Origin of the sequence: Acinetobacter sp. 766875, from assembly GCF_000582055.1 — a bacterium.
Lineage (GTDB): Bacteria > Pseudomonadota > Gammaproteobacteria > Pseudomonadales > Moraxellaceae > Acinetobacter > Acinetobacter nosocomialis.
This window is the reverse complement of record NZ_JEXX01000015.1, coordinates 15,581-38,766: the sequence shown is the minus strand read 5'-3', so window position 1 is coordinate 38,766 and position 23,186 is coordinate 15,581. Positions and strand designations below refer to the sequence as shown.

The following is a 23,186-nucleotide window of genomic DNA, read 5'->3' as shown; positions in this document are numbered from 1 at the left end:
CTTACATTGCCATTAAAGAATCAAAAGTTAACCAGTACGTTTATAACTCTGTAAACCCGGTTTAATTGATTTTTCATCTAAGAATTGTTTCAAACCTTCTTGGCGACCGTTTTCAGTATCGCGGTGGATACATTGATCAAGCTTGGCATATAAGTAATCTTCGTTTTGGTCCCAAGTGAGTTCACGGCAACGCTTAAAGCCATTTTTAGCAGTACGAAGAACCACAGGGTTTTTCTCGAGTAAGCAATTTGCAAGTTCAGTTACTTCTGCTTTTAATTGGGCAAGCGGTACGCTTTTGTTCACAAGTCCCATGGTTTCGGCTTCTTTACCGCTAAAGGTTTTACCTGTCATGATGTAATACAAAGATGCACGATGACCTACGGTATCTGCCATTGCTTTGCTTACAAGGTTGCCCGGCGGGATACCCCAGTTAATTTCAGATAAGCCGAAAGTTGCTTCATCTGCTGCAATTGCTAGGTCACACGCCACTAAAGGTGAGAAACCGCCTCCGAAACACCAGCCGTTAACCATGGCAATGGTTGGCTTTGAATACATACGAAGAAGTTGCCACTGCCAGCGACATGAGTCACGACGAATACGCTCTTGGAAAATCTCTGGTTGAGTGTCGACTTCACGGAAATATTCCTTCAAATCCATACCCGCTGTCCAAGAGTCACCTGCACCGGTCAGAACCAAAACTTTGGCATTTTGATCAAGCTCTAGTGTTTCAAGTACATCAATCATTTCACGATTGAGAGTTGGGCTCATGGCATTTTTCTTTTCAGGGCGGTTTAAAGTGACCCATGCAATTCCATCTTCAACTTTAACATCTACTGTTTCCCAGCGGTTTTCATAACTCATCTTCATACTCCTTGAATGATTTTTTGCTGTTCTGGGATTTAATCTAATATCAGTTAAACTTACATTCAAGTCTTTTTTGGAAAATCTTATAAATATTTTATAATTTGTTGTATTTTAAATATTAATTATTTTAAAAATTAATTTTAAATAAAAATGTGTTGATTTTTTAATAAGTTTAACTGATATTTTTGGTGTGTTTAAAAATAATACACAAAGGGCTAAATGGAACGACTAGTCAATAAAGGACAACACAATGGAAAAAATATCAGGACAGCCTTCAAGGGCAAAAATCACATTGCTACTGTGCTTTGCCATAGCAATTTTTGAAGGCTTTGATCTTCAATCAATGGGGGTAGCCGCTCCACGAATGCGGGCTGAGTTTATGTTAGATAATGCCCAGATGGCGTGGGCATTTAGTGCTGCAATTTTGGGAACTCTCCCAGGCGCAATATTAGGTGGTCGGTTTGCCGATATTGTCGGGCGTAAGAAAATTCTGATTTTTAGTATCTTACTTTTTGGAATTATGTCTTTGCTAACCGCCTATGCGGCCAATTTTAGTCTGTTACTGCTTATTCGTTTTTGTACCGGCTTGGGAATGGGTGGGGCGCTACCCATGATGATTACGCTTGCCTCTGAAGCTGTACCTGACCAGCACAAAGGTACTGCGGTTAGTGTGATGTATAGTGGCATTCCTTTTGGTGGCTTACTCACTTCCGTCGTTGCTATGTCGTTGGCAGGCGATGCAGAGTGGCGTCATATTTTCTATATTGGTGGGATTGCGCCTATTTTACTCATTCCACTGATTATGCGCTTTTTGCCTGAGTCAAATGATTATCTGCAACGTAAAGTTCAAGCACAGCAAACCACGCCATTCTTTGAAGTTTTATTTGCCAAAGAACGTCGTATGTCGACCATTCAGCTTTGGATAAGTTTTTTCTGCACATTGGTGGTGTTGTACTTTTTGTTGAACTGGTTGCCGTTACTCATGGGTGCGCAGGGATTATCAAAACTACAGGCAAACTATGTACAGATGGGCTATAACATTGGCGGAATTTTAGGTTCGGTTCTGATGGGCGTATTGCTTGATAAATTACGCATGAGCTTTGTGATTAAGCTGATTTATCTCGGCATTTTATTTTCGCTTTGTTGTTTAGCAATTTCTCCAACCGTTGCTTTACTTGCACTTTCGGCAGTGGGTTGTGGTTTATTCATTGTGGGTGGACAATCGGCGCTGTATGGTTTGGCTGCCATGTATTATCCAACCGAAATGCGTGGAACCGGAGTTGGCGCAGCGGTTGCAATCGGGCGTATTGGTTCATTTGCTGGGCCTTTAATGGCTGGTTTTTTACTCTCACTTGGACAAAGCTCGACCATTGTGATTGGTTCAAGTATTCCAGTGATTTTAATTGCAGCGATCTCTGCATTACTTCTTGTCAAAAAACCTAAACAGCCTGTACATTTAGTACAAAGCTCAGGTGCTCGCTAAGTTTTAACGAAAGTATGGGGTTAGAACCTCATACTTTCACTACAGATTTTCTTATGATGATTGAAAGGTTATGGTACGTTCGAATTTAGTTCAAAAAAAAGTAGAAGATGAGCCTAAGTTAAGTTACATGATTGCTCGTGTTGACCGAATTATTAGTAAACATTTAACAGAACATTTAAAAGAGCTTGAAATTACCTTACCGCAATTTACCGCACTTTCTGTTTTAGCTTCAAAAAGTAATTTATCTAATGCTAAGCTCGCTGAGCGTTCTTTTATAAAGCCGCAATCTGCCAACAAAATTTTGCAAGATTTACTGGTGAATGGCTGGATTGAGAAAAAACCGGACCCAACACATGGCCGCCGTATTTTAATTACCTTGACCGAAAGTGGGATTGAAAAGTTAAACAAATGCAATGAAGTGGTTTTAAAAGTCGAAGAAAAAATGCTTGAAGGTATTGATATTAACTTGGCTTATTTAATTCGAAATAACCTCGATATTATGGTCAATAATCTTAAAAATTTTAAATAAGTGTATTTGTTTAGGTTGAGTTAAATTGCTAAGTACTGATTCACACAGAAAATTGATTTCATTTTGCAAATGAACTTGCTAGCATCGAAGTGACGTTTTTGATGATGTGTGGCAACGAATGTCTTCAGGACAACAAGTTTTACTAAAACTAAGAAAAATGATTATTTCAGGGGAACTTGAAGGCGGTGCCAGAATTGCCGAGATTCCTACTGCCGAGTTACTTGGTGTTTCACGCCAGCCTGTTCGTATAGCCTTTCGGTTGCTCGAACAAGAAGGTCTCCTCATTAAAAATCCAACCCGTGGTTACACGGTTCGTGAAATTTCCGGAAAACTGGTGCATGACGCACTTGAAGTGCGAGGGGTACTGGAAGGATTGGCTGCGAAAACTTTGGCAGAACAAGGCTTAAGCGAAGAGCAGAAAAAGACGTTGCAACATTGCATTCAGGAAACAGAAAAACTGTTTAATGAAAAAGGCGAGTTCGGTGATGCTGAACTAGAACGTTATCATCATTTTAATATCATCTTTCATGACACCATTATTGAGGGGGCGCAAAACGTTGCGCTCATCCAAGCGTTGGCTAAAAATAATCAATTGCCAATGGCTTCTGCCCAAGCCATTACCTATGACCAGAACCAAGCTTTGTCAGAATATCGCCGTTTGCACTATGCACATTTGCAGCATTGTTCGATTTTCGATGCATTGGTAAATCGTCAAGCAGGGCGTGCTGAAACCTTAATGCGTGAACACAGTAGTGTGGTGATTTTGGGTGAAACCCTAAGAAATATTTTAAGTGCTTAAGCCGAAATAAGTTCCTTTATTTTTGAATAAAGGAACTGGGGTATTAAAGTTCAATCACAAGATTTTTAGTTTTTGCACGAGAACAGCAAGGCGTAAATTGGTCATTCAATGCGTGTTCTTCATCGGTCATAAACATATCTCGATGATCTGGAGTGCCTTCTACCACACGGGTAATACAGGTACCACAAATACCTTGTTCACACGAAACAGGAATATCAAAACCATTCGCAATTAATGCTTCAGTAGCAGTCTGCTCTGGTAAGACTTCAATTCGGCGGCCCGTACCTTTCACTTCAATGGTGAAAGCTTCATCGTTGGAGGTATCTACCTTTTGCGCGACAAAATGCTCTTGATGTAACTGTTCGCTATGCCAACCTGCTTGCTCGGCAGAATTCATGACAAACTGCATAAACCCTGTAGGCCCACACACATATAAGTGTTTATCAGGTGAAGCTTGGCACAACGTCTCTGCCATATTACATTCGGTGTCTGGTTGGTCTTGAATGTGAAAATGGACTTGCTTACCAAAGTGCTCGGTTAAATTGCCATAAAAGGCAATCATTTCATGACTACGAACAAAGTAGTGCAATTCGAAAGGAGTATTGGCTGACTTAAGCCGATATGCCATCGACAAAATAGGGGTAATACCAATACCACCCGCAAATAAAACCGCTTGTTTGGTTTGAGGGTGAATTTCAAATAAATTACGAGGTTCACCAATCTTTAAATGATCGCCTTCACGATATTCGGTGTGAATGCAACGTGAGCCACCGCGTGAATTGGCATCATGTAAAACACCAATGACATAACGATGTTTTTCAGTGCAGCAGTTTGAAAGTGAATACTGACGGGTGAGGCCGTTTTTTAGATGCACATCAATATGTGCACCTGCTTCAAAACTCGGCAGCTCCGTACCATTTGCTGCAACCAATTCAAAAGCACGAATGGTCGGAGTGAGCTGGTGAATTTTTTGAATAATAACGTCCATGTTCATGCTCCTTTAAATAATCCGAATGTTTGGAAACTTCTGTGTGGACGTTTCAGGAGGTGTTTTATTTTCTTCGGCAAGTAGTCGGTCAATGACCTTACGAGACTGGACACCGCCTGCGTCGATGTTGAGCATCAGTAACTTGCGATGTGGATTGTTTAAAATATTTTGCTGCTGTTGCTCCAGCATTTCTAAATCTTCAGTAAAGATTTTGCCTTGGCCTTCACGAATTTGATCGGTGAGTTCAGCATTATCTGGCTGGAAGTTACGTGCCATTCCCCAGAAATACCAGTGAGAGGTTTCAGTTTCCGGTGTAATAAAATCGACCACAATTGAGGACACTTTTTTGTCTTTCGGTGCGTGATAACCACCATGTCCAGCATGCGCTACACCTACTTCAATGTGGACATTACTTGGTGCAAAGAAGTGGCAGCGTTGCCAACGGTCGACAGGTACATCATCTGCTAAATGATTGCCGCGAAGGGCCATTTGCCAAAATGGAGGTGCGATCACATTTTCCATATAGCGTTCGGTAATGACATGGTCACCGTCAACTTTAGTTACTGGCAGGGCTTCATCAATTTCTTTTTGCCCAATACTGCTTGAGTGAACATAGGTCTCATGGGTTAAATCCATTAGGTTGTCGATCATTAGGCGATAGTCGCACTGAATGTGAAACAAGCCTCCGCCATAGCTCCATTCCGGATGATCTGCCCATTCTAAAGTTGGGAGTTTTGCTTCATCTGCTAAAGCCTTTTCACCTGGCCATACCCAAATAAAGCCGAACTTTTCAACAACTGCATATGCTTTATTGCAAGGGAAACCATTTACACGTTGGGCTGGCATTGAAACGGTCTTTCCGTCACAACCCATGACTAAGCCATGGTAGCCACAGACAAGGTTGCCATCTTCGACATAGCCAAGTGAGAGTGGGGCACCACGATGCGGACAAAAATCTTCAACGGCTGCAACTTGGTTTTCTTTACCACGATAAAAAACGATTTTTTCACCACAGATGGTGCGACCTAATGGTTTATCTTGGATTTCTTCTGGACGGCAAGCTACATACCAAGCATTTTTAATAAACATTTGTGACGACTCCTTATCACTTATTGGATCCAATTTATAATAAATAAAAATATTGGTCAATTGATAAGCAGGATCTTTTTTTACATTACTTTCCTTGATTGTTTGCATCTTTAATATTAATTCAGATTTTTTTATTTTTTAAAAGTTTTGGTCATTGAAGTTTAATTTGGATCCATATTTATTGGGTTAAAAGAGGGATAAGGAGAAATCCTTCGAGTTGTAAAATTGAAAATAGATAAATTTTTATGGATCCACATTTGTAATTTTAAATAAATTATACTTATATTTTTCAGATATTTAATTTGATGGGTATTAAATTTTAAAAATATTGTTGATTTTTTGGATCCAAATATTCAGTATAGAAAAAGAGCAGGATGCTCCTAAAAACAAATATTCCTCTAGGTCATGATGGATACGGATATGCATAACCACTTAATCGCTCATATTAGCAATGTCGTGTGTATCTCTTATCCACATTGGGAGATGCACAAATGGAAAGAGATGTTCTAAGTGAGATCAATCACAATAATATGAGCCGTTATCAATGGTTCATCATTTTGATCTGTATTTGTCTCAATATTATTGATGGCTTTGATGTGATGGTAATGGCATTTACCGCTCCGTCCGTGTCAGCAGAATGGTCACTTTCAGGCGCACAAATTGGCTTATTGCTTAGTTCAGGCCTTTTTGGGATGGCTGCTGGTTCCATTTTTCTAGCGCCTTTAGCCGATAAAATCGGTCGCCGTTTACTCATCTTAGTTTGTCTTGTTATTGCAGGTCTGAGTATGTTGGGCTGTGCTTTGGTGCAAAGTCATGGCATGTTGGCAGCACTTCGGTTTATTACCGGAATTGGGGTAGGCGGGATTCTTGCGAGTAGTAATGTCTTGGCAAGTGAGTATGCCAATGCTCGCTGGCGCAGTCTTGCAGTGAGTTTAATGTCTACTGGTTATGGAATTGGCGCGACACTTGGCGGAGTGCTATCACTGGCATTGATTGAGCATTTAGGTTGGCGTTCAATCTTTTTAGCAGGTGGGGTTACAACCATTGCAATGCTACTGATCAGCGCATGGTTATTACCAGAATCTTTAGATTACTTACTCGCGAAACGACCAAAACAGGCACTAGAGCGTATTAATGCAACTGTAAATCGTATGGGGCTAAACGAATTACCAGTTATGCCGCATTATGAAAAAATCAGCACGCAAAATGGTAGTGAACTGGGCAAATTATTTGCTGGACAACTTGGATTTCAAACACTTTGTTTGTGGTTTGCATTCTTTTTAGTGATGTTTGGCTTTTACTTCGTGATGAGCTGGACACCAAAAATTCTTATTTCAATGGGGATGTCGCCACACCAGGGCGTAAGTACAGGCATTTTAATTAGTATTGGCGGTATTTTCGGGGCAGCTATTATTGGTTTATTGGCATCACGCATGAAAATCTTCTATGCCTTGAGTTTGTTCTTAGGGTTAACCTCGGCATGTGTTTTCCTATTTGTCGCAGTCTCATCTCAAGTCAGCATTGCACTCATGGTTGGGCTATTACTTGGCACACTCATTAATGGCTGTGTAGCAGGTTTATATTCGATTTCTCCAACAATTTATGATGCCGAAATCCGTAGTCGCGGCGTGGGCTATGCAATTGGTTTTGGTCGTATTGGGGCAATTTTATCGCCAACGGTTGCAGGCATTTTTCTGGATAAAGGTATAGCACCCGCAACACTGTATGCCTATTACGGTGTGGTCTTTATTTTGGCTATTTTCCTGATTTTAAGTTTGGGTAGTGCTTTTTACCGAAGTAAGAAAGAGCAAAACTACTCGCTTAAAACAACACCTTAATCCATTAAAAATTAAATAGTTGAGATAAAAAATGAAAAAGACACCATTATGGGTGGGGGTATGCTTGTGCCCATTATTTAGTCAAGTTGTGCATGCTGAGTTTATTGCAGATAGTAAAGCTGAGCTGACATTACGTAATTTTTACTTTGACCGAGATTATAAAAAAGACCCATATCCCTATACAGCAGCCAGAGATTGGGCGCAGGGTTTAATTTTTAAAGGACAGTCGGGTTATACCGAAGGGACAGTTGGGTTCGGTGTTGATGTACTAGCAATGGCAGGTTTTAATCTGATGGGAAATCGAGCAGATGACTATGCACGTAGTGGCTTACTCCCAGTGAATACCGATAACACGCGTGATGATTATTATGGAAAAATAGGTATTACAGGGAAGGCTAAATTTAGAAAAAATGAGCTTTTTGTGGGTGACCTAGTTCCGCAATTACCAACCCTATTTTCATCGCCAGCGCGTTTGTTCCCTCAGACTTACCGTGGTATCCGTTTTGTTTCAAATGAAATTCCAAATCTTCAACTCGAAGGTTTTTATGTTGATGAAGTACGTCAACGTGATTCGATTCGTTATACCGATGTTGGAACAGACAATATCAATTATCGTTTTGACAAAGCGGCAACTACCGATTCTTTTTATACATTAGGTGGAAGCTATCAGTTAAAGGATTATCGTCTACGGGCTTACCATGCTGAACTCAAAGACATTTACCAGCAACAATTTTTAGGTTTTAACGGCAAACAACCTTTAAATGATCAACTTAATTTTTTAAGTGACGTACGGTTTTTTAATAGTGAAGAAACTGGAAGTAAAAAAATAGGAGTGGTCGATAACCGACATATTAGTGGCTTATTTGGCTTGAACTATCAAAACCATACAGTTTCTTTGGGCTACATGCAGTCATTTGGCTCGACCGGTTTACCATTTTTGTCGGGAACTGAAAGTCCAGTTGTACTTGATTTTATGAGTTCGGACTATTCAAATAAAGACGAAAAAGTCTATTCGATTCGTTATGAATATGACTTTAAAAATGCGCGGGTAGGTGATGTTTCATTAAACGGACTGCGTTTTATGACTCGCTACGCAAAAGGTGAAGACATTGATTTATTGCAATATGGCGATCAGCGTTTTAAAGAAGAGTCGATGGAATTTGATTTAGGCTATAAAATTCCTGAAGGTAAGTTAAAAGGTTTGGGAGTGCGAGCTCGTTTTTCTCACTATCGCAACGATATGCCAAGTAATATGACATTTCATTCGACAAATGAAACACGTTTGAATGTCGATTACACCTTTAAATTTTAACGTTCAATATTTAACTAAATTCAAGACAAGTTAAAACATTGTGAGCAGCAATGTTTTAACTTTAGTTATCAACTGCACAAAATCCCTCTATAATACCGCCAATCTTATTAAAGCCCATTGAGTCGCTCATTAAACACATGGCTTTAATCTCTCATTTTTTTAAGTCAATTTCTTCGCTGTGATTCGGCTTATTTTTCAATATTTAGAATTTTATGTGTCTGTGCTGACACATAAAAATATTTAGGTGCCAGCATGGAAATCAAGGTTAATTATCTCGACAATCTTCGACAGGAAGCTAAGTTCGATGACTTTACGGTAATTGCCGATCAACCAATTCGCTACAAGGGTGACGGTTCGGCACCGGGCCCATTTGACTACTTTTTAGCATCGTCAGCATTGTGTGCAGCGTACTTTGTAAAAGTGTATTGTGCAGCTCGAGATATCCCAACCGATAATATTCGTTTATCGCAAAATAATATTGTTGATCCTGAAAACCGCTATAAACAAACTTTTAAAATTCAAATTGAATTACCAGCCGATATTTCAGAGAAAGATCGCCAAGGGATTTTACGTTCGATTGACCGTTGTACTGTTAAAAAAGTGATTCAAACGGGTCCTGAATTTATTATTGAAGAAGTGGAAAGCATTGATGCAGATGCACAAGCATTGTTATTGCCAAGCTTAACTTCTGAAAACCATACCTATATTCAAGGTAAAGACCTGCCATTAGAAGAAACCATTGCCAATATGTCTGCCATTTTGGCAAATTTGGGCATGAAGATCGAAATTGCGTCTTGGCGTAATATTGTTCCAAATGTATGGTCGCTACATATTCGTGATGCGCAGTCTCCGATGTGCTTTACCAATGGTAAAGGTGCAACTAAAGAAAGTGCTTTGGCATCTGCATTGGGCGAGTTTATTGAGCGTTTAAACTGTAACTTCTTCTATAACGACCAGTTCTGGGGTGAAGAAATTGCCAATGCTGAATTTGTGCATTATCCAGATGAAAAATGGTTTAAACCGGGTCCAAATGGTGAATTACCTAAAGAAATCTTAGATGAATACTGTCTTGAGATTTATAACCCGGATGATGAGTTACTTGGCACACATTTATATGACACCAACTCAGGCAACGTAGAGCGCGGCATTTGCTCGTTACCTTTTGTACGCCAGTCTGACGATGAAGTTGTATATTTCCCATCAAATTTAATTGAAAATTTGTACTTAAGTAATGGTATGAGTGCGGGCAACACTTTGGCAGAAGCCCAAGTTCAATGCTTGTCAGAAATTTTTGAACGTGCTGTTAAACGTGAAATTTTAGAAGGTGAAATTGCACTTCCAGATGTTCCTGAAGAAGTATTAGCAAAATACCCAAGTATTGTTGCTGGTATTAAAGGTCTAGAAGAGCAAGGCTTCCCTGTATTAGTTAAAGATGCATCACTAGGTGGCCAGTTCCCTGTAATGTGTGTAACTTTAATGAACCCACGTACGGGTGGGGTGTTTGCATCTTTCGGAGCACATCCAAGTTTTGAAGTTGCATTGGAACGTAGTCTGACTGAATTACTTCAAGGTCGTAGTTTTGAAGGCTTAAATGATTTACCTCAACCGACTTTCCAAAGTAATGCGGTTACTGAGCCAAACAACTTTGTTGAGCACTTTATTGACTCAAGCGGTTTGGTATCTTGGCGCTTCTTCAGTTCTAAATCTGACTATGACTTTGTTGAATGGGATTTCTCTGGTGAAGGCGAAGAGTCGAACGCAGAAGAAGCTGCAACATTGTTCGGCATTCTCGAAGAGATGGGCAAAGAAGTGTATATGGCAGTCTATGAGCACTTAGGTGCGACCGCTTGCCGTATTTTAGTACCGGATTACTCAGAAATTTATCTAGTTGAAGATTTGATTTGGGATAATACCAATAAAGCACTTTCATTCCGTGAAGATATTTTAAATCTGCATCGTTTGGATGATGAACAGCTTGAGGCATTGGTTGAGCGTTTAGAAGAATGCGAGCTAGACGACTACACTGAAATCACCACACTCATTGGCATTGAATTTGATGACAATACAGTTTGGGGACAGCTCACAATCTTAGAGCTGAAATTGCTGATTTATGTTGCTTTACAACAGTTTGAAGAAGCAAAAGAGCTTGTCGAAACTTACTTGCAATATAACACCAACACCGTTGAGCGTGGCTTGTTCTATCAGTGCATGAACGTGGTGCTTGAAGTGATGTTAGATGAAGAACTCGAGCTTGAAGACTACTTGACTAATTTCCGCCGTATGTTTGGTGACACGCGAATGGATGCGGTACTAGGTTCTGTAGAGGGTAGTGTTCGTTTCTATGGTTTAACACCAACAAGCATGAAACTAGAAGGACTTGATCGTCATTTACGTCTGATCGAGAGCTATAAAAAATTGCATGCAGCTCGCGCTAAAGCCGTGGCGATGTAATTTAAAAAGTGAAAGAAAAAAGCCTATTTTTAAATAGGCTTTTTTTATAAAACAACTTGCTGGTTTAAGCAGAAGCTTTTGTTAGCTCTACAGTTTCTACTCTGTGATCTTGCTGCTCATCTAAAGTATGTTTAGCTGGAATATAAGACATTGCACGTTCTGCAAGAGCTGTAATGGTAAGACTTGGGTTAACGCCCAAATTGGCACCTAACATTGAACCATCTACAACATATAAATTTTTATAGTTAAAGACACGGTTTTGTCCATCTACCACGCCACGCTCTGGACTTGAAGCAATTGCGCAACCACCCATACAGTGGGCAGTAAAAGGCACATTAAATAAAATTTCGGTAATGGTCGTTATTGGATGACCATTAAACATTTTGGCGACTTTTTCAGTAAAGGTATTGGCTTGTGGAATATAAACAGGAAGCTTTTTTCCTTCACTCGACAAAACCTTGCCAAAAGGCCAGAACCAATTGCGTTTTAAACGCATGTTAATTGAAGCATCGGCAGTTTGCATTACTAAGAAAATTAAGGTTTGACGTGCAAAACCAACAGGGTTGCTCATACGTAAGAATATAAGTGGATGGCTAATGAGGACCCATAACCAATAAAAAATACGTGTCCAACCTGGTTTACCTTTTGCCATATACGTACACATGAGGCCCATAGCATCGGAACCACTTTGGTAGCGAGTCGCTTCAATATGAGTATCATGGTCAATATAGATGCTTGAACCAATTGCAACGCCCTTACTCATATCGACATCTTTATCAAAGAAACGAACCCCTAAGATAGACTCCGCATTGGTACGTACCCGATTACCCAAATCATCAGAAATATTTGGTAGAGAACCAGATTGTTTTAAGCGGAATAGCATTTCTTGGGTACCTAAAGAAGATGCCGAGAAAATTACGTTACGAACCCGCCAAGTACGACGTTGTTTGTTAAACCATGAGCTTGAGCATTCAGTCGTGACTTCATAACCATCACTACCATCGACTTTGCCATTGAGCGGTTTAACATCAACCACTTTGGTTTCTTCATAAACCTTGGCGCCATTTTTTTCGGCAAAGTACAAATAATTTTTATCTAAAGTATTTTTTGCATTGTGTTTACAACCTGTCATACAGCCACCACATGCTGTACAGGTGCCACGATCTGGTCCTTCACCGTTAAAATAAGGGTCTGGATAAGTCTTTCCACCTTCTTCACCTTCAGGAGGAAAAAAGGTTGCAACACGAGTCGGTTTAAAGGTATGGCCTACACCTACCGCTTCACCCATTTTCTTTAACATGTGATCTGCAGGGCCCAGAATTTTATTATCAGTCACTCCAAGCATACGTTCTGCTTCGGCATAGTGCTGCGGCATTTCATTTTTCCAGTCTGCAGCATCTGCCCAAGTGCCTTCATCCCAAATGTGTTCGGGTGGGACGAGCAGGGTATTGGCATAGGTAATTGAGCCACCGCCTACGGCATTACCGCAAATAATAGTGACATGGCGAAAAAACCGCATATTGAAATAACCAAAAAGTTTCATACCCGGACGCCAGATCCAGCGGCGTGTGTTCCAGTTATTTTTAGCAAAATCTTCAGCTTTCCAACGACGCCCCATTTCCATTACAGCAACTGAGTAGCCTTTTTCGGTGAGACGGCAGGCAGAAACACTACCGCCAAAGCCTGAACCAATGATGAGATAATCATAGTCATAATTGTTTGATGCCATGCCAAAGGCTCCTGTCTAGTGATATTTTTTATATTGACTGCATGTGTTTATCAATGAATTGTCCAATGCGCTTAATTGAGTCATCGGATTCTTTTAGTATACCTGCATGGAATTGAAAAACGTGCCCGACTTTGTCATAAATCTTAAATGTGGTCGGAATACCGCATTTCTCGGCTTGTTCTGCAAGACGTTTCGCATCATCTAATAAAACTTCTTCGGTACCAACATGGATCAGAACCGGTGGTAATCCGGTTAAGTCAGCATAAAGTGGGGAGCAGGTCGGATCGGTTGCCGATTTTTGGCCGCAATAGTTTTTTGCACACCAAACTAACCAGTTTTCTGAGAGCATTGCATCTTGAGCAGCATGAGTTTTTAGCGTGCTTCCTGAAAGACTTAAGTCAACCCAAGGTGAAAGTAAAACTAATGCCGCTGGTAGAGGTAAACCTGCGTTCCTTAGCGCAATAACGGTACTTAAGCTCAGGCCGCCACCGGCAGAGTCACCAGCAATTACAAGTTTTTTCGGATCTTGTCCTTGAGCAAGTAAAGCTTTATAGACTGCAATGCTATCTTCAATAGCAGCAGGGCTTGGATGTTCTGGGGCTAGGCGATATTCAGCTAACCAGACTTGTGCCTGAGCTGCTTGCCCGATCTGAGCCGCAAGCTTTGTGTGACTTTTTGAGCTGCCTACTACATAGCCACCGCCATGCAAATACAAAATGCCGAGCCCTGATTTGGTCGTTTTAGGCTGAATATGAACTGTCGGTACTTGAGCAATATTTTGCTTTTTAGTTTGATAACCACGTGGCCCAAGCACAATAGCACTGGCCGCATCGCTACAAAAACGTTGTAATTTCACTGGCGTTTTAGGAGATAAAGCCGGGCGTAGTGTGGTACGAATGGTCCATGCGAGAAGTTGCTTCATGATAAGCACTCATACTAAGCAGGTGAGATTAGTCAGCATCTCTGAAAATCAAGAGTATGCTGACCACTATTTTTATTTTGCTGATTTGTTGAGTAGGCGAGTTTGCCAAGCGGTCGCGGCTGCAAAGATCTTTTGGTAGCCTTGCGGCAGAATACGCTGAATTACATCAACGGCTTTTGCATCGGCTCCAATAAGTAAACGGCGACGGTCCTTACGAACAGCTTCCAAAATTTGCTGAGCTGCATCATCAGCAGGGGTGCGAAGTAATTTATCGAAAGCATCTTGGCTTTTTAGCGGGTCCATTCCTAAAGACTGGACGCTATTATTCATACGTGCAGCTTTGGCAATATTGGTGCGAATACCACCCGGATGCACACAAGTCGCGCTCACACCAGCATTTTGCATATCAAGTTCTTGGCGCAAGGATTCAGTAAAACCACGAACGGCAAATTTACTTGCGTTATAAGCACTTTGGGTCGGTTGAGCTGTTAAGCCAAACATACTGGAAATATTAATAATATGCCCATCACCACTTTGCTTTAAGTAAGGTAAAAACTCTTTGGTGCCATAAACCACGCCCCAAAAATTAATACCAATGAGCCATTCAAGGTCTTCGTAGCTCACACCTTCAGCCGTACTACCAATTGCGACACCAGCGTTATTAAAAATCAGGTTAACTTGGCCATGTTCATCTACTACTGCCTTTGCCCAAGTTGCAACTTCATCACGCTTAGCCACATCAACTTTTTGAGTGGAGACTTTGACAGAATAGGGTGCCAACAGCTCGACTGTTTTGGCTAACCCGGCTTCACTAATATCAGAAAGTGCCAGATGACAGCCTTGTTTGGCGAGGGCGATTGCAATTGCTTGTCCAATACCTGAACCCGCACCTGTCACAGCTGCGACTTTATTTTTAAAAGACTTCATAAAATTCTCCGTTTATTTTTCTCATTTCCTATGGTGAAGCTTGTTTAAGAAATAGCCGAAACCTGCGTGTAGTTTTCAATGTCAAAGCGACGAGTGCGTTGGCGGTATTCAAGGGTAAAACCTGGCCAGTTATTGGTATTTTTGCCATCAGCAGTTTGATACCAACTGGTACAGCCTTGCGCCCACACCGTTTTTTTCATTTTTTCCTGAATATTTTGATTAAACTCGTGTTGAATTTCGGCACGAATGTTGGTGAACAGCAGGTTATTTTTCAAAGTAGTGCGCAGTGCATCTAAAATATAATTCACCTGACTTTCAATCATATAGACGATTGAGTTATGCCCGAGGTTGGTATTTGGTCCATACAACATAAAGAAGTTAGGGAATCCGTTTACTGTTAGGCCTAAATAAGCCTCAGCACCATCTTTCCATGTGTCTTTTAATGTACGCCCATCAAGTCCAGTAATTTGCATTGGCGCCATAAATTCAGTCGCCGTAAAACCTGTACCGTAAATAATGGCATCAACTTCACGCAGCTTTCTTTCCGTGTCTAAAATGCCATGTTCAGTAATTTCTTGAATGCCTGTATCAATCACATCAACATGAGGTTGGGTCAGCGTTTCATACCAGTGGTTAGAGATTAAAATACGTTTACAACCAATTGGATAGTCCGGCATTAAGCGGTGGCGTAACTTCCCATCTTTAACAACTTTTCGAATGTGGCGCTGGAATATGTATTCCACCAAAGGCATTTCATTAAGTGAAGTTGTAAAAGCAAGTAGGCGAATTTCATGATGACCATATTGCAAGGCACGGTCTAGACTTTGCAAGATCGGCAGTTTACGGAAAGCTTTTTTCTCTAAAGGTTGGTAAACCCGATCCGGTTTTGGAATAACATAAGGCGCTGAGCGTTGATAAACGTCTAGGTGAGCCACTTGTTTTGCAATTTCAGGTACAAACTGAATCGCACTTGCGCCTGTGCCAATGACTGCAACACGTTTACCAGTTAAGTCATAGTCATGGTCCCAACGCGCTGAGTGAAATGCCTTACCCTTAAAGTTTTCAATGCCTTTAAGTTTTGGATAGGCAGGGCGGTTGAGCTGGCCTACCGCGCCCACTAAAAATTCTGCTTCAAACTGTTCACCAGTTGTACTTTGGATGTGCCATACACCTTGCAGTGCATCAAATTCGGCGCTGGCTATTTCAGTATTAAATTTGGTGTGCGGGCGAAGATCATATTTATCGGCACAGTGACGCAAATATTGATAAATCTCTTGAGAGGTCCCGTAGCGATTTTTCCAACCAAGTTCCTGTTCAAAAGAAAAAGAATAAAGATGTGATGGCACATCACATGCAGCACCCGGATAAGTATTGTCACGCCAGACACCACCTACATCGGCAGCTTTTTCAAATAGAGTAAATTGTTCAAAACCTGCTTGTTTGAGACGAATGGCAAGTCCTAGACCACCAAAGCCAGTGCCAATAATGGCGATGCGTACATTTTTATTTGAATTAGACGACGAATTAAACATAGGCTGCTCTAAAATCCTTAAAAACAGTGAGCGAAAAAATCGCAATTTCCTGTATGCAGAATAGACGTTTATTAACTTGATTTAGAGGATGGATGAGGACAAAATATTGTGATTCGAGGACATTCTGAGCGATACAGTGAAGTATGCATGGGCATTTGAACGCAGTGTACATAGTGTTCGGTTAATGGCTGATTTCGCGATGGAATCAGGCATTTCTTATCAGACAATTTTGCAAGGGACTGGACTTAGCCAACAACAATTACTTGATCCTAATATGGTGGTGACAGGCCATCAGGAATTACAGTTGATTCATAACTTGGTTGAGCAACTAGGAGACAGACCAACATTAGGCTTAGAAGTGGGCACACGCTATCATTTCACCACATTTGGGCCGTTAGGCATGGCTCTGATGAGTAGCGCCAGCATTCGCGAAGCACTAGATTTGGCTTTAACCTATTTCACTTTAACTTTTGCTTTTACTCGCTTTGAGGTGTCGGATACACCGCAAGGAATCTGTATCGAAATTGATGAACAAGATATCCCATCTTCAGTGCGTCAATTCATTATTGAACGCGATGCGGCTGCACTCATTACGGTACAGCGAGATTTGGTGCAGGATAATTTTTGCCAATATTTGGCTTTTTCTTTTCAACCTAAAGGCGATGCAGAGCCTTATCGGAATTTATTTGGGGTTATGCCGGAATTTGGCGCAGCTAAAAGTTTTGTGATCCTTGATCCGCAAAAAGTAGACCAGAAGCTACTTATGGCAAATGATCTAGTTTTACATACAGCCGAAAAACAATGTCGTCAAATATTAGAAAAACGCCAATCACAAAATAAATTTACAAACTTAGTGCAACAACAGCTAATGAGTACGCGTGGGGAAATGCCATCTATGGATATAGTGGCTGATCGACTGCATTTAAATACAAGAACCCTGCGCCGTCACTTGTCAGCTGAAGGAATGACTTTTATCCAAATTCGTGAAGAGGTCAGGCAAGTTCTAGCAGAGCAATATTTGGCGTTACCAAAAGCTTCGGTTGAGCAAATTGCCGAATGGTTAGGTTATGCAGAGCCTGCCAGCTTTATTCATGCTTATAAAAGATGGCATGGGAAAACACCTCATGCCATGCGATTAAATAACCAATAATCCAAGTATCTTTATTTTTTCAAACGCAAATGTAATAAGCGCGTCGCTGATGTATGGCGTATATTATCGGCACGCTTATAAAAATAACGTTCAGTAATAGCTTCACCTGATAGGTCTTCGACCACTTCAAAGCCCATGTTTTCTACAGCTTTGTGTAAATCTGAAGGTTTAAATTGGCCTAATAAAGGTTCTTTCAGTAAATGGGTAAACTGTGCAACACCTATACTCCCAAGACGCTCAATACCGTTTAGCTCCTGAAAATCGGTCGAATAGTCGAGTACCACTTCGCTATCGTTTGCAGCAAACTCAGCAATACTTTTTAAAGTTTGCAGTGTAGTATCCGGTTTTAAATAATGAGTAGTACCCAACCAAGAAAAAAAAGCAGGTATCTGTTGCAGATATCGACTTCTGGCAAGCGCCTCAGAAATAGATTCTTTTTCAAAGTTAATAGCAACAAATTCAACAGTAGTAGGAATATTTCCTAGTTTTTTGAGTTTGGATTGTTTCGCAGCTTGAGTATCAGGATGGTCCACTTCAAAAATTTTTAAAGTTGGGTAATGTTGTGACTCACGTAATACAAAAGAGTCTAAACCCGCCCCAACCAAAACATATTGCTCAATATGGTGTTGAACAGCCTGATTAAGTAAATCTTCAGCATAACGTGATCGGCCCACCACCTGCCCACTCAATAAACCTAAGGTACGGTTTAAAATGGGTGAATTCATTAATTTAACAATGAGTGGTGTAGATAAAAGCTTTTTCCAACCTTTACTGGTCATTTCAAAAGCATAGGGATCTGAAAATACAGGGTTTGTCGTATTTTTAAAGTGATTCGCACGTAAAGCAGCAGCGGCTTCGGCAGTACGGCTTGATTGACCTTCTTTCATCTTTAACCTGTTCTTTTATTTCTTGAAGATTGAATGAAGAAGGCAGTGTATTTCATGAAAATCTAAAATACACTGCCCATTCCTTACAACTGATTTGGTCAAATTTACAAATTAATGTGTCTTTGACATTTGATATGTAACTTCATAATCCTTCAAATCTAGTTTTTTCAAACGTTGTTTAAGCTTTTTCAATGACCACGGCCATGCTGCAAAGTTGCGACCGTTAGCATCAAGGTAATAACTCTTACAGCCACCACTATTGAATACAGTGGTTTGAAGATGCTTTTGCACCAAGTCGTTGTGCTTTTTAATTACATCAGACTTAACGTTTAGTTTGCTAATCCCTTTGTTTTTAATTTTTAGCAAACCATCTACAATATAGTCGAGCTGTGCTTCTGCCAAGCCAATAAACGAGTCATAAACCAGTACGTTTGGTCCCAAAACTAAGAATGCATTTGGTACATTTTCAATGTTGGTTCCTAAGTAAGCTTCTGGTGAAGTGTTTTTCCATAAATCATTTAAACGTTGTCCTTTTTCATTAAACACACGTTTACCGATTGGCGGGGGAGATACTTCAAACCCGGTGCCCCAAATAATCACATCAACTTCGTGGCGTTCACCATTGGCAGCAATCACCGTATTTCCTTCAACCTTCACTAAACCATGTGGAATAAGCGTGGTATTCGGTGCTTGTAGTGCAGGGTAGTAATTGTTAGCAAACAAAATACGTTTACAACCAATATCAAAATTAGGCGTTACGTTTTTACGTAACTCAGGGTCTGCAATTTGAAGTTTAAGTAATTGCTTGCCGAGTACATTTACTGGTTTTAGCGCAAGTGGGTTACGTAAACCAAAGTTAATTGCATTGAGCGTTAGCGCTACACTTTTACGCCAGCTTGCCTGAATCGCTGGATATTTGGCAATGACGGATTTACTCAACTCGCCCAAGTCGGTATCTGGTTTTGGTAGTACCCAAGGTGCTGTACGTTGGAACACAAATAGCTCTTTTGCTTTGGGTTGAATTTGTGGCACAAACTGAATGGCAGATGCACCTGTACCAATTACAGCAATGCGTTTTCCAGTTAAGTCATAGTCATGGTTCCATTTCGCTGAATGGAACATTTCACCAGTAAAGGTATCTAAACCTTCAAGACGTGGAATTTGTGCTTCGGTAATTGGGCCTGTTGCAAAAATAACAGTTCGCGATAGATATTGACCACTAGTTGTATCAAGTACCCATAAATGGCGTGTTTCGTCCCAAGCAGCATTGAGCAGTTCGTTGTTAAACTCAATTTTAGACGTGATATTAAACTCACGACTTACATCTTCTAAGTAACTTAAAATTTCCGGTTGGCGTGCAAATAAGTGACTCCATTTTGCACTTGGGGCAAACGAGTAAGAATACAGAGCTGAAGGTACATCGCAGCCACAGCCTGGATAGGTGTTTTCACGCCAAGTACCACCTACACGTGCTGCTTTTTCAATAATTTTGTAGTTGGTATAGCCCACTTGGTCGAGACGAATTGCTGCGGCAATACCGGAAATTCCGGCACCCACAATAAAGGTATCGTAAATATGGCTAGGTGAATTGACAGCTTTTTTTGCTGATGCATTTGTTTTCATTTGAGCAGTCATATGGGTACTACCTATAAAATTTCTTATTTAAATAATTTGTAAGAGGTACCAAGGAACTTGGTATACAAGCTTGGAGATGCACGTTTCATGAGCCAGAACAACTTCGCGTCGATTTGAGGAATGGTATAAAGCTCATCCTGATCAAGACGGTTAAGTGTGAGTTTGGCGACATCATCACTTGTGGTGAGTGCATAGTTCATGAGTGCATGGTCTGCAAGCTTGGAATAGCGACCTGGAATACGACCATTTTTAATGATATTGGTGGGTACCAAAGTTGGGCAGAGCACATTGACTTTAATGTTAAATTTACGAAGTTCGGCCGAAAGTGTTTCAGATAGCGCACGCACACCCGCTTTCGTTACGTTATAAGCAGTCATTTCTGGAGCAGCAGTGTAAGATGCCGCCGAAGCCACATTAATAATCGCGCCGTAACCTAACTTTTTAAACTTTGGTACAAATGCATGGCAACCATGAATAACACCCCAAAGGTTAATATTCATGACCCAGTTCCAGTCTTCTAGACTGAGTTCGTCAAACTTACCGCCTAATCCCACACCTGCATTATTAATGACAAGGGTCACAGGGTGACCAAGTAAAATTTCAGCAGTTTCAGCTAGGTGGTTCACTTGTTCTGCATTACCCACATCGCAGCGCATGGCAAAAGCTTTTGCGCCTTCTTGTTCAAGAAGCTTTACCGTTTCTTCTGCGGCTTCTAAATTAATATCTGCACACACTACGCTACCACCACGTTTTGCCAGTTCAAGTGCAAAACTCCGTCCAATTCCACTGCCTGCGCCAGTCACAACGGCATAAGCTTTTTGGCTTGGTTTAACTTTCTTTTTACCAAATAAAATCATGATTCATCCCGAAATAGATTTAAGGAAAACCAGCCATTGAGTGACTGGTTGCAAGCCAGTTAAGATAAGCGTACAGGCGGAGTAAATTCCTTCACAAAGTAAGGCGCAATTGCACCTCCTTCGTTCAGTAATTTGTCTTTGTAGTACTCTAGATATTCAGTGGTGTCATGATCATTTGGGTGGAAGTCAGGGCGTAAGTAATCGAAAATTTGGCCAATCGTGCTACCGAATACGCCATCTTTTGGACCAAAGATAAGTCCCACACCACGGCGAGCATCTTTCCAGAATTTTCTAGTCAGCATTTCCTGTGGTTTTCTTAAAACAGGAATAAACAAGGTAGTTGCAGGGATTAAACCTAAAATAGTAAAGAAAGCTAAGAAGAAGCCAGAAGCTCGTAGTGGGTAGCTACCATTGAGTAATTGATAAACATCATAGGCAATATCTTTATGCTCAGATTCTTCAAGCATATGCCACATCCATAGTGCACGGCTTTTGGCATCGTCTGAATAGTAAAAGTTCTTCTCATGTTTCATCATGTATTCGGCAAGTACCGCTGTAAAATGCTCAATACCAGCCATCATCGATAATTTAAGCGGTTGTGGAAATTTTAAAAATACATATTTAAAGAAGTTCTCGCCTAAGAAACGATATAAATCGACAGGATACTCAACATCTTTAAGCGCATCGTTATATTCATTGTGCAATTTTGAATGGATGGCTTCTTGACCAATGAGGGAGGTAACGCGTTGCTTTAACACGGGGTCTTGAATAAATTCGCGGTGGTGACGAGCAGTTTCAATCACCAAATCTTCACCATAGGTTAGAAATACTGAAAGCGTAGCAAAAAAAATCGTCGCAAATTGATTGTCCATATAGAATCTGACATCAATTTCTTTTCCATCAAAACCAATATTTAAATGACGGATTGGGATAGATTTTTTACTGGCAAAATCTGGTAACTCGATTTCACGGTAAAATTTAATTTTATTTAGTGATTTTTTAACTGTGGTCGAGATCATGGCGACACCTTCAGATTAATCAGTGATAGTGCGATGTTGTTGAAAATCAAAAAGCTTTGATTTCCAACAGGGCACTGTAAATTCCATTTTCAAAAAGCAGTTTTCTCTGCTTACTGAGTACGGTGATGTTGCTCCGTTATTTGTTTGATTATTTGACTGAATAACGGAAAAAGAGGCGAACTTGATAAAATGAATCAACCTCTTTTTAGATTTTTTCATATTAATCTGAGTTTATGTTCGGATTCAATTCGGGTAACTTTTCAATTTATTTAAGCTCAAATCTAATGTATAAATAAAATAAAAAATTAGTTTAAAATTTTATTAATACATTGATTTTTATTTGAATATTTTAATTTCTTTTAAAAGTAATTTCCTAATAATAAAAGAACTCATAACTATGTTTTGCCATACCTCTAAAGAAATTTTGTCATGAAATTTGACAAGTATTCGGATTTTGTTTTTTTATTAGGGTAGGGCTAAATTACATGCTAACCTGAGCTTATGTTCGGATTATTTATAAGAAAATATGTCTACGCGAAAACCCCGTCAGGCACGAGCCAAAGTCACTGTTGATACTATTATTGAAGCAGGTTTTATTGCCGTAGCATTGCATGGACCAAGTGGTACCACTACACGTCATATTGCAGAAATTGCAGGTGTGAGTGTTGGGTCACTTTATGAGTATTTTAAAAATAAAGAAGAAATTTATGATGCGATGAATCACTACTTTGTGAGTGAAATTCTCGATATGATTAAAGAGTTAACTCCTACAATTCTAGAGTTGGAGTTAGAGCCTGTTATCGAAATGATCTTTTATACATTTAGTGATTTATTAAAGAAGAATAATGACCGTTACTTAACCGTTTTACGTTATGCAGGTGAGTTGCAATACGACAAATATATTCCAAAAATTGAACAGGCTTTAATGGAAGTCATCATGAAATATATGATGCATAATCCTAAATATTTAAAAATTAATAACTTACCTGTCATTACTTACATTTGTATAAATAGCGGTATTTTTAACGTAGCAAGACATCTTATTTTACCTAACCCATTTATTAGTTTTGATGAAATGGTGCAAGGGTTAACCACTATGATCATGAGTTATATCAATACTGAAATGGCACGCTCGGAAGACCATTCATAGTTTTTAATTTTTAATATATAAAAAA

General features: G+C 40.1%; 19 protein-coding genes. 8 read left to right on the top strand and 11 right to left on the bottom strand.

Features of this window, described 5'->3' with window-relative positions:
- Positions 1-27 precede the first annotated feature (27 nt).
- On the bottom strand, positions 28-867 hold the full coding sequence (locus J576_RS13065; protein WP_002040868.1) for a p-hydroxycinnamoyl CoA hydratase/lyase: 840 nt from the start codon (positions 865-867) through the stop codon (positions 28-30).
- 247 nt (positions 868-1,114) lie between these two features.
- Here J576_RS13065 and mhpT point away from each other — a divergent pair, with 247 nt between their 5' ends.
- The 3 genes from mhpT to J576_RS13050 all read left to right on the top strand — a co-directional run bounded on the left by mhpT (position 1,115) and on the right by J576_RS13050 (position 3,675).
- Complete coding sequence (gene mhpT, locus J576_RS13060; protein ID WP_002156870.1) at positions 1,115-2,347, top strand: 3-(3-hydroxy-phenyl)propionate transporter MhpT; 1,233 nt, start codon at positions 1,115-1,117, stop codon at positions 2,345-2,347.
- 70 nt (positions 2,348-2,417) lie between these two features.
- On the top strand, positions 2,418-2,876 hold the full coding sequence (locus J576_RS13055; protein ID WP_000252463.1) for a MarR family winged helix-turn-helix transcriptional regulator: 459 nt from the start codon (positions 2,418-2,420) through the stop codon (positions 2,874-2,876).
- 106 nt (positions 2,877-2,982) lie between these two features.
- Positions 2,983-3,675, top strand: a complete 693-nt coding sequence (locus J576_RS13050) for a GntR family transcriptional regulator (protein ID WP_081400970.1) — start codon at positions 2,983-2,985, stop codon at positions 3,673-3,675.
- A 43-nt stretch (positions 3,676-3,718) separates the two neighbouring features.
- On the opposite strand, the gene J576_RS13045 is transcribed toward J576_RS13050, so the two are convergent.
- Entirely contained in the window at positions 3,719-4,663 is a 945-nt protein-coding gene (locus tag J576_RS13045; protein ID WP_002156863.1) for a PDR/VanB family oxidoreductase, read from the bottom strand.
- Positions 4,664-4,675: 12 nt separating this feature from the next.
- Positions 4,676-5,752: an aromatic ring-hydroxylating dioxygenase subunit alpha gene (locus J576_RS13040; RefSeq protein WP_000470071.1), complete on the bottom strand. Its 1,077-nt coding sequence runs from the start codon at positions 5,750-5,752 to the stop codon at positions 4,676-4,678.
- 491 nt (positions 5,753-6,243) lie between these two features.
- Here J576_RS13040 and J576_RS13035 point away from each other — a divergent pair, with 491 nt between their 5' ends.
- The 3 genes from J576_RS13035 to J576_RS13025 all read left to right on the top strand — a co-directional run bounded on the left by J576_RS13035 (position 6,244) and on the right by J576_RS13025 (position 11,353).
- The gene (locus J576_RS13035; RefSeq protein WP_002156830.1) at positions 6,244-7,590 is read left to right on the top strand and encodes an MFS transporter; all 1,347 of its coding nucleotides are present in this window, start codon (positions 6,244-6,246) and stop codon (positions 7,588-7,590) included.
- A gap of 31 nt (positions 7,591-7,621) precedes the next feature.
- Positions 7,622-8,902: an OprD family outer membrane porin gene (locus J576_RS13030; protein WP_002156825.1), complete on the top strand. Its 1,281-nt coding sequence runs from the start codon at positions 7,622-7,624 to the stop codon at positions 8,900-8,902.
- Positions 8,903-9,154: 252 nt separating this feature from the next.
- Entirely contained in the window at positions 9,155-11,353 is a 2,199-nt protein-coding gene (locus J576_RS13025; RefSeq protein ID WP_002156867.1) for an OsmC domain/YcaO domain-containing protein, read from the top strand.
- A 64-nt stretch (positions 11,354-11,417) separates the two neighbouring features.
- Here J576_RS13025 and choxAB read toward each other — a convergent pair whose 3' ends face one another.
- From choxAB to J576_RS13005, 4 genes are all read right to left on the bottom strand, one after another.
- Positions 11,418-13,082, bottom strand: a complete 1,665-nt coding sequence (choxAB, locus tag J576_RS13020) for a cholesterol oxidase (RefSeq protein WP_002156857.1) — start codon at positions 13,080-13,082, stop codon at positions 11,418-11,420.
- Between the two features lie 28 nt (positions 13,083-13,110).
- Positions 13,111-14,004, bottom strand: coding sequence for an alpha/beta hydrolase (locus tag J576_RS13015; RefSeq protein WP_002156797.1), 894 nt, complete (start codon positions 14,002-14,004; stop codon positions 13,111-13,113).
- Between the two features lie 72 nt (positions 14,005-14,076).
- Positions 14,077-14,931, bottom strand: coding sequence for an SDR family NAD(P)-dependent oxidoreductase (locus J576_RS13010; RefSeq protein ID WP_002051080.1), 855 nt, complete (start codon positions 14,929-14,931; stop codon positions 14,077-14,079).
- Positions 14,932-14,975: 44 nt separating this feature from the next.
- The gene (locus tag J576_RS13005; protein ID WP_002156859.1) at positions 14,976-16,463 is read right to left on the bottom strand and encodes a flavin-containing monooxygenase; all 1,488 of its coding nucleotides are present in this window, start codon (positions 16,461-16,463) and stop codon (positions 14,976-14,978) included.
- A 136-nt stretch (positions 16,464-16,599) separates the two neighbouring features.
- On the opposite strand from J576_RS13005, the gene J576_RS13000 reads away from it, so the two are divergent.
- Positions 16,600-17,613: an AraC family transcriptional regulator gene (locus J576_RS13000; RefSeq protein WP_025467899.1), complete on the top strand. Its 1,014-nt coding sequence runs from the start codon at positions 16,600-16,602 to the stop codon at positions 17,611-17,613.
- 11 nt (positions 17,614-17,624) lie between these two features.
- Here J576_RS13000 and J576_RS12995 read toward each other — a convergent pair whose 3' ends face one another.
- The 4 genes from J576_RS12995 to J576_RS12980 form a co-directional block, all read right to left on the bottom strand.
- A complete protein-coding gene (locus J576_RS12995) occupies positions 17,625-18,500 on the bottom strand; it encodes a class I SAM-dependent methyltransferase (RefSeq protein WP_002156837.1) in 876 nt (291 codons plus the stop codon).
- A 111-nt stretch (positions 18,501-18,611) separates the two neighbouring features.
- Positions 18,612-20,135: a flavin-containing monooxygenase gene (locus J576_RS12990; protein ID WP_033855620.1), complete on the bottom strand. Its 1,524-nt coding sequence runs from the start codon at positions 20,133-20,135 to the stop codon at positions 18,612-18,614.
- 23 nt (positions 20,136-20,158) lie between these two features.
- Positions 20,159-20,992, bottom strand: coding sequence for an SDR family NAD(P)-dependent oxidoreductase (locus J576_RS12985; protein WP_002156874.1), 834 nt, complete (start codon positions 20,990-20,992; stop codon positions 20,159-20,161).
- 59 nt (positions 20,993-21,051) lie between these two features.
- Positions 21,052-22,011, bottom strand: coding sequence for a metal-dependent hydrolase (locus J576_RS12980; RefSeq protein WP_002156880.1), 960 nt, complete (start codon positions 22,009-22,011; stop codon positions 21,052-21,054).
- A 526-nt stretch (positions 22,012-22,537) separates the two neighbouring features.
- Here J576_RS12980 and J576_RS12975 point away from each other — a divergent pair.
- Positions 22,538-23,161 carry a TetR/AcrR family transcriptional regulator gene (locus tag J576_RS12975; protein ID WP_002156858.1) on the top strand — a complete coding sequence of 208 codons (624 nt, stop codon included), beginning with the start codon at positions 22,538-22,540 and terminating at the stop codon, positions 23,159-23,161.
- Positions 23,162-23,186 lie beyond the last annotated feature (25 nt).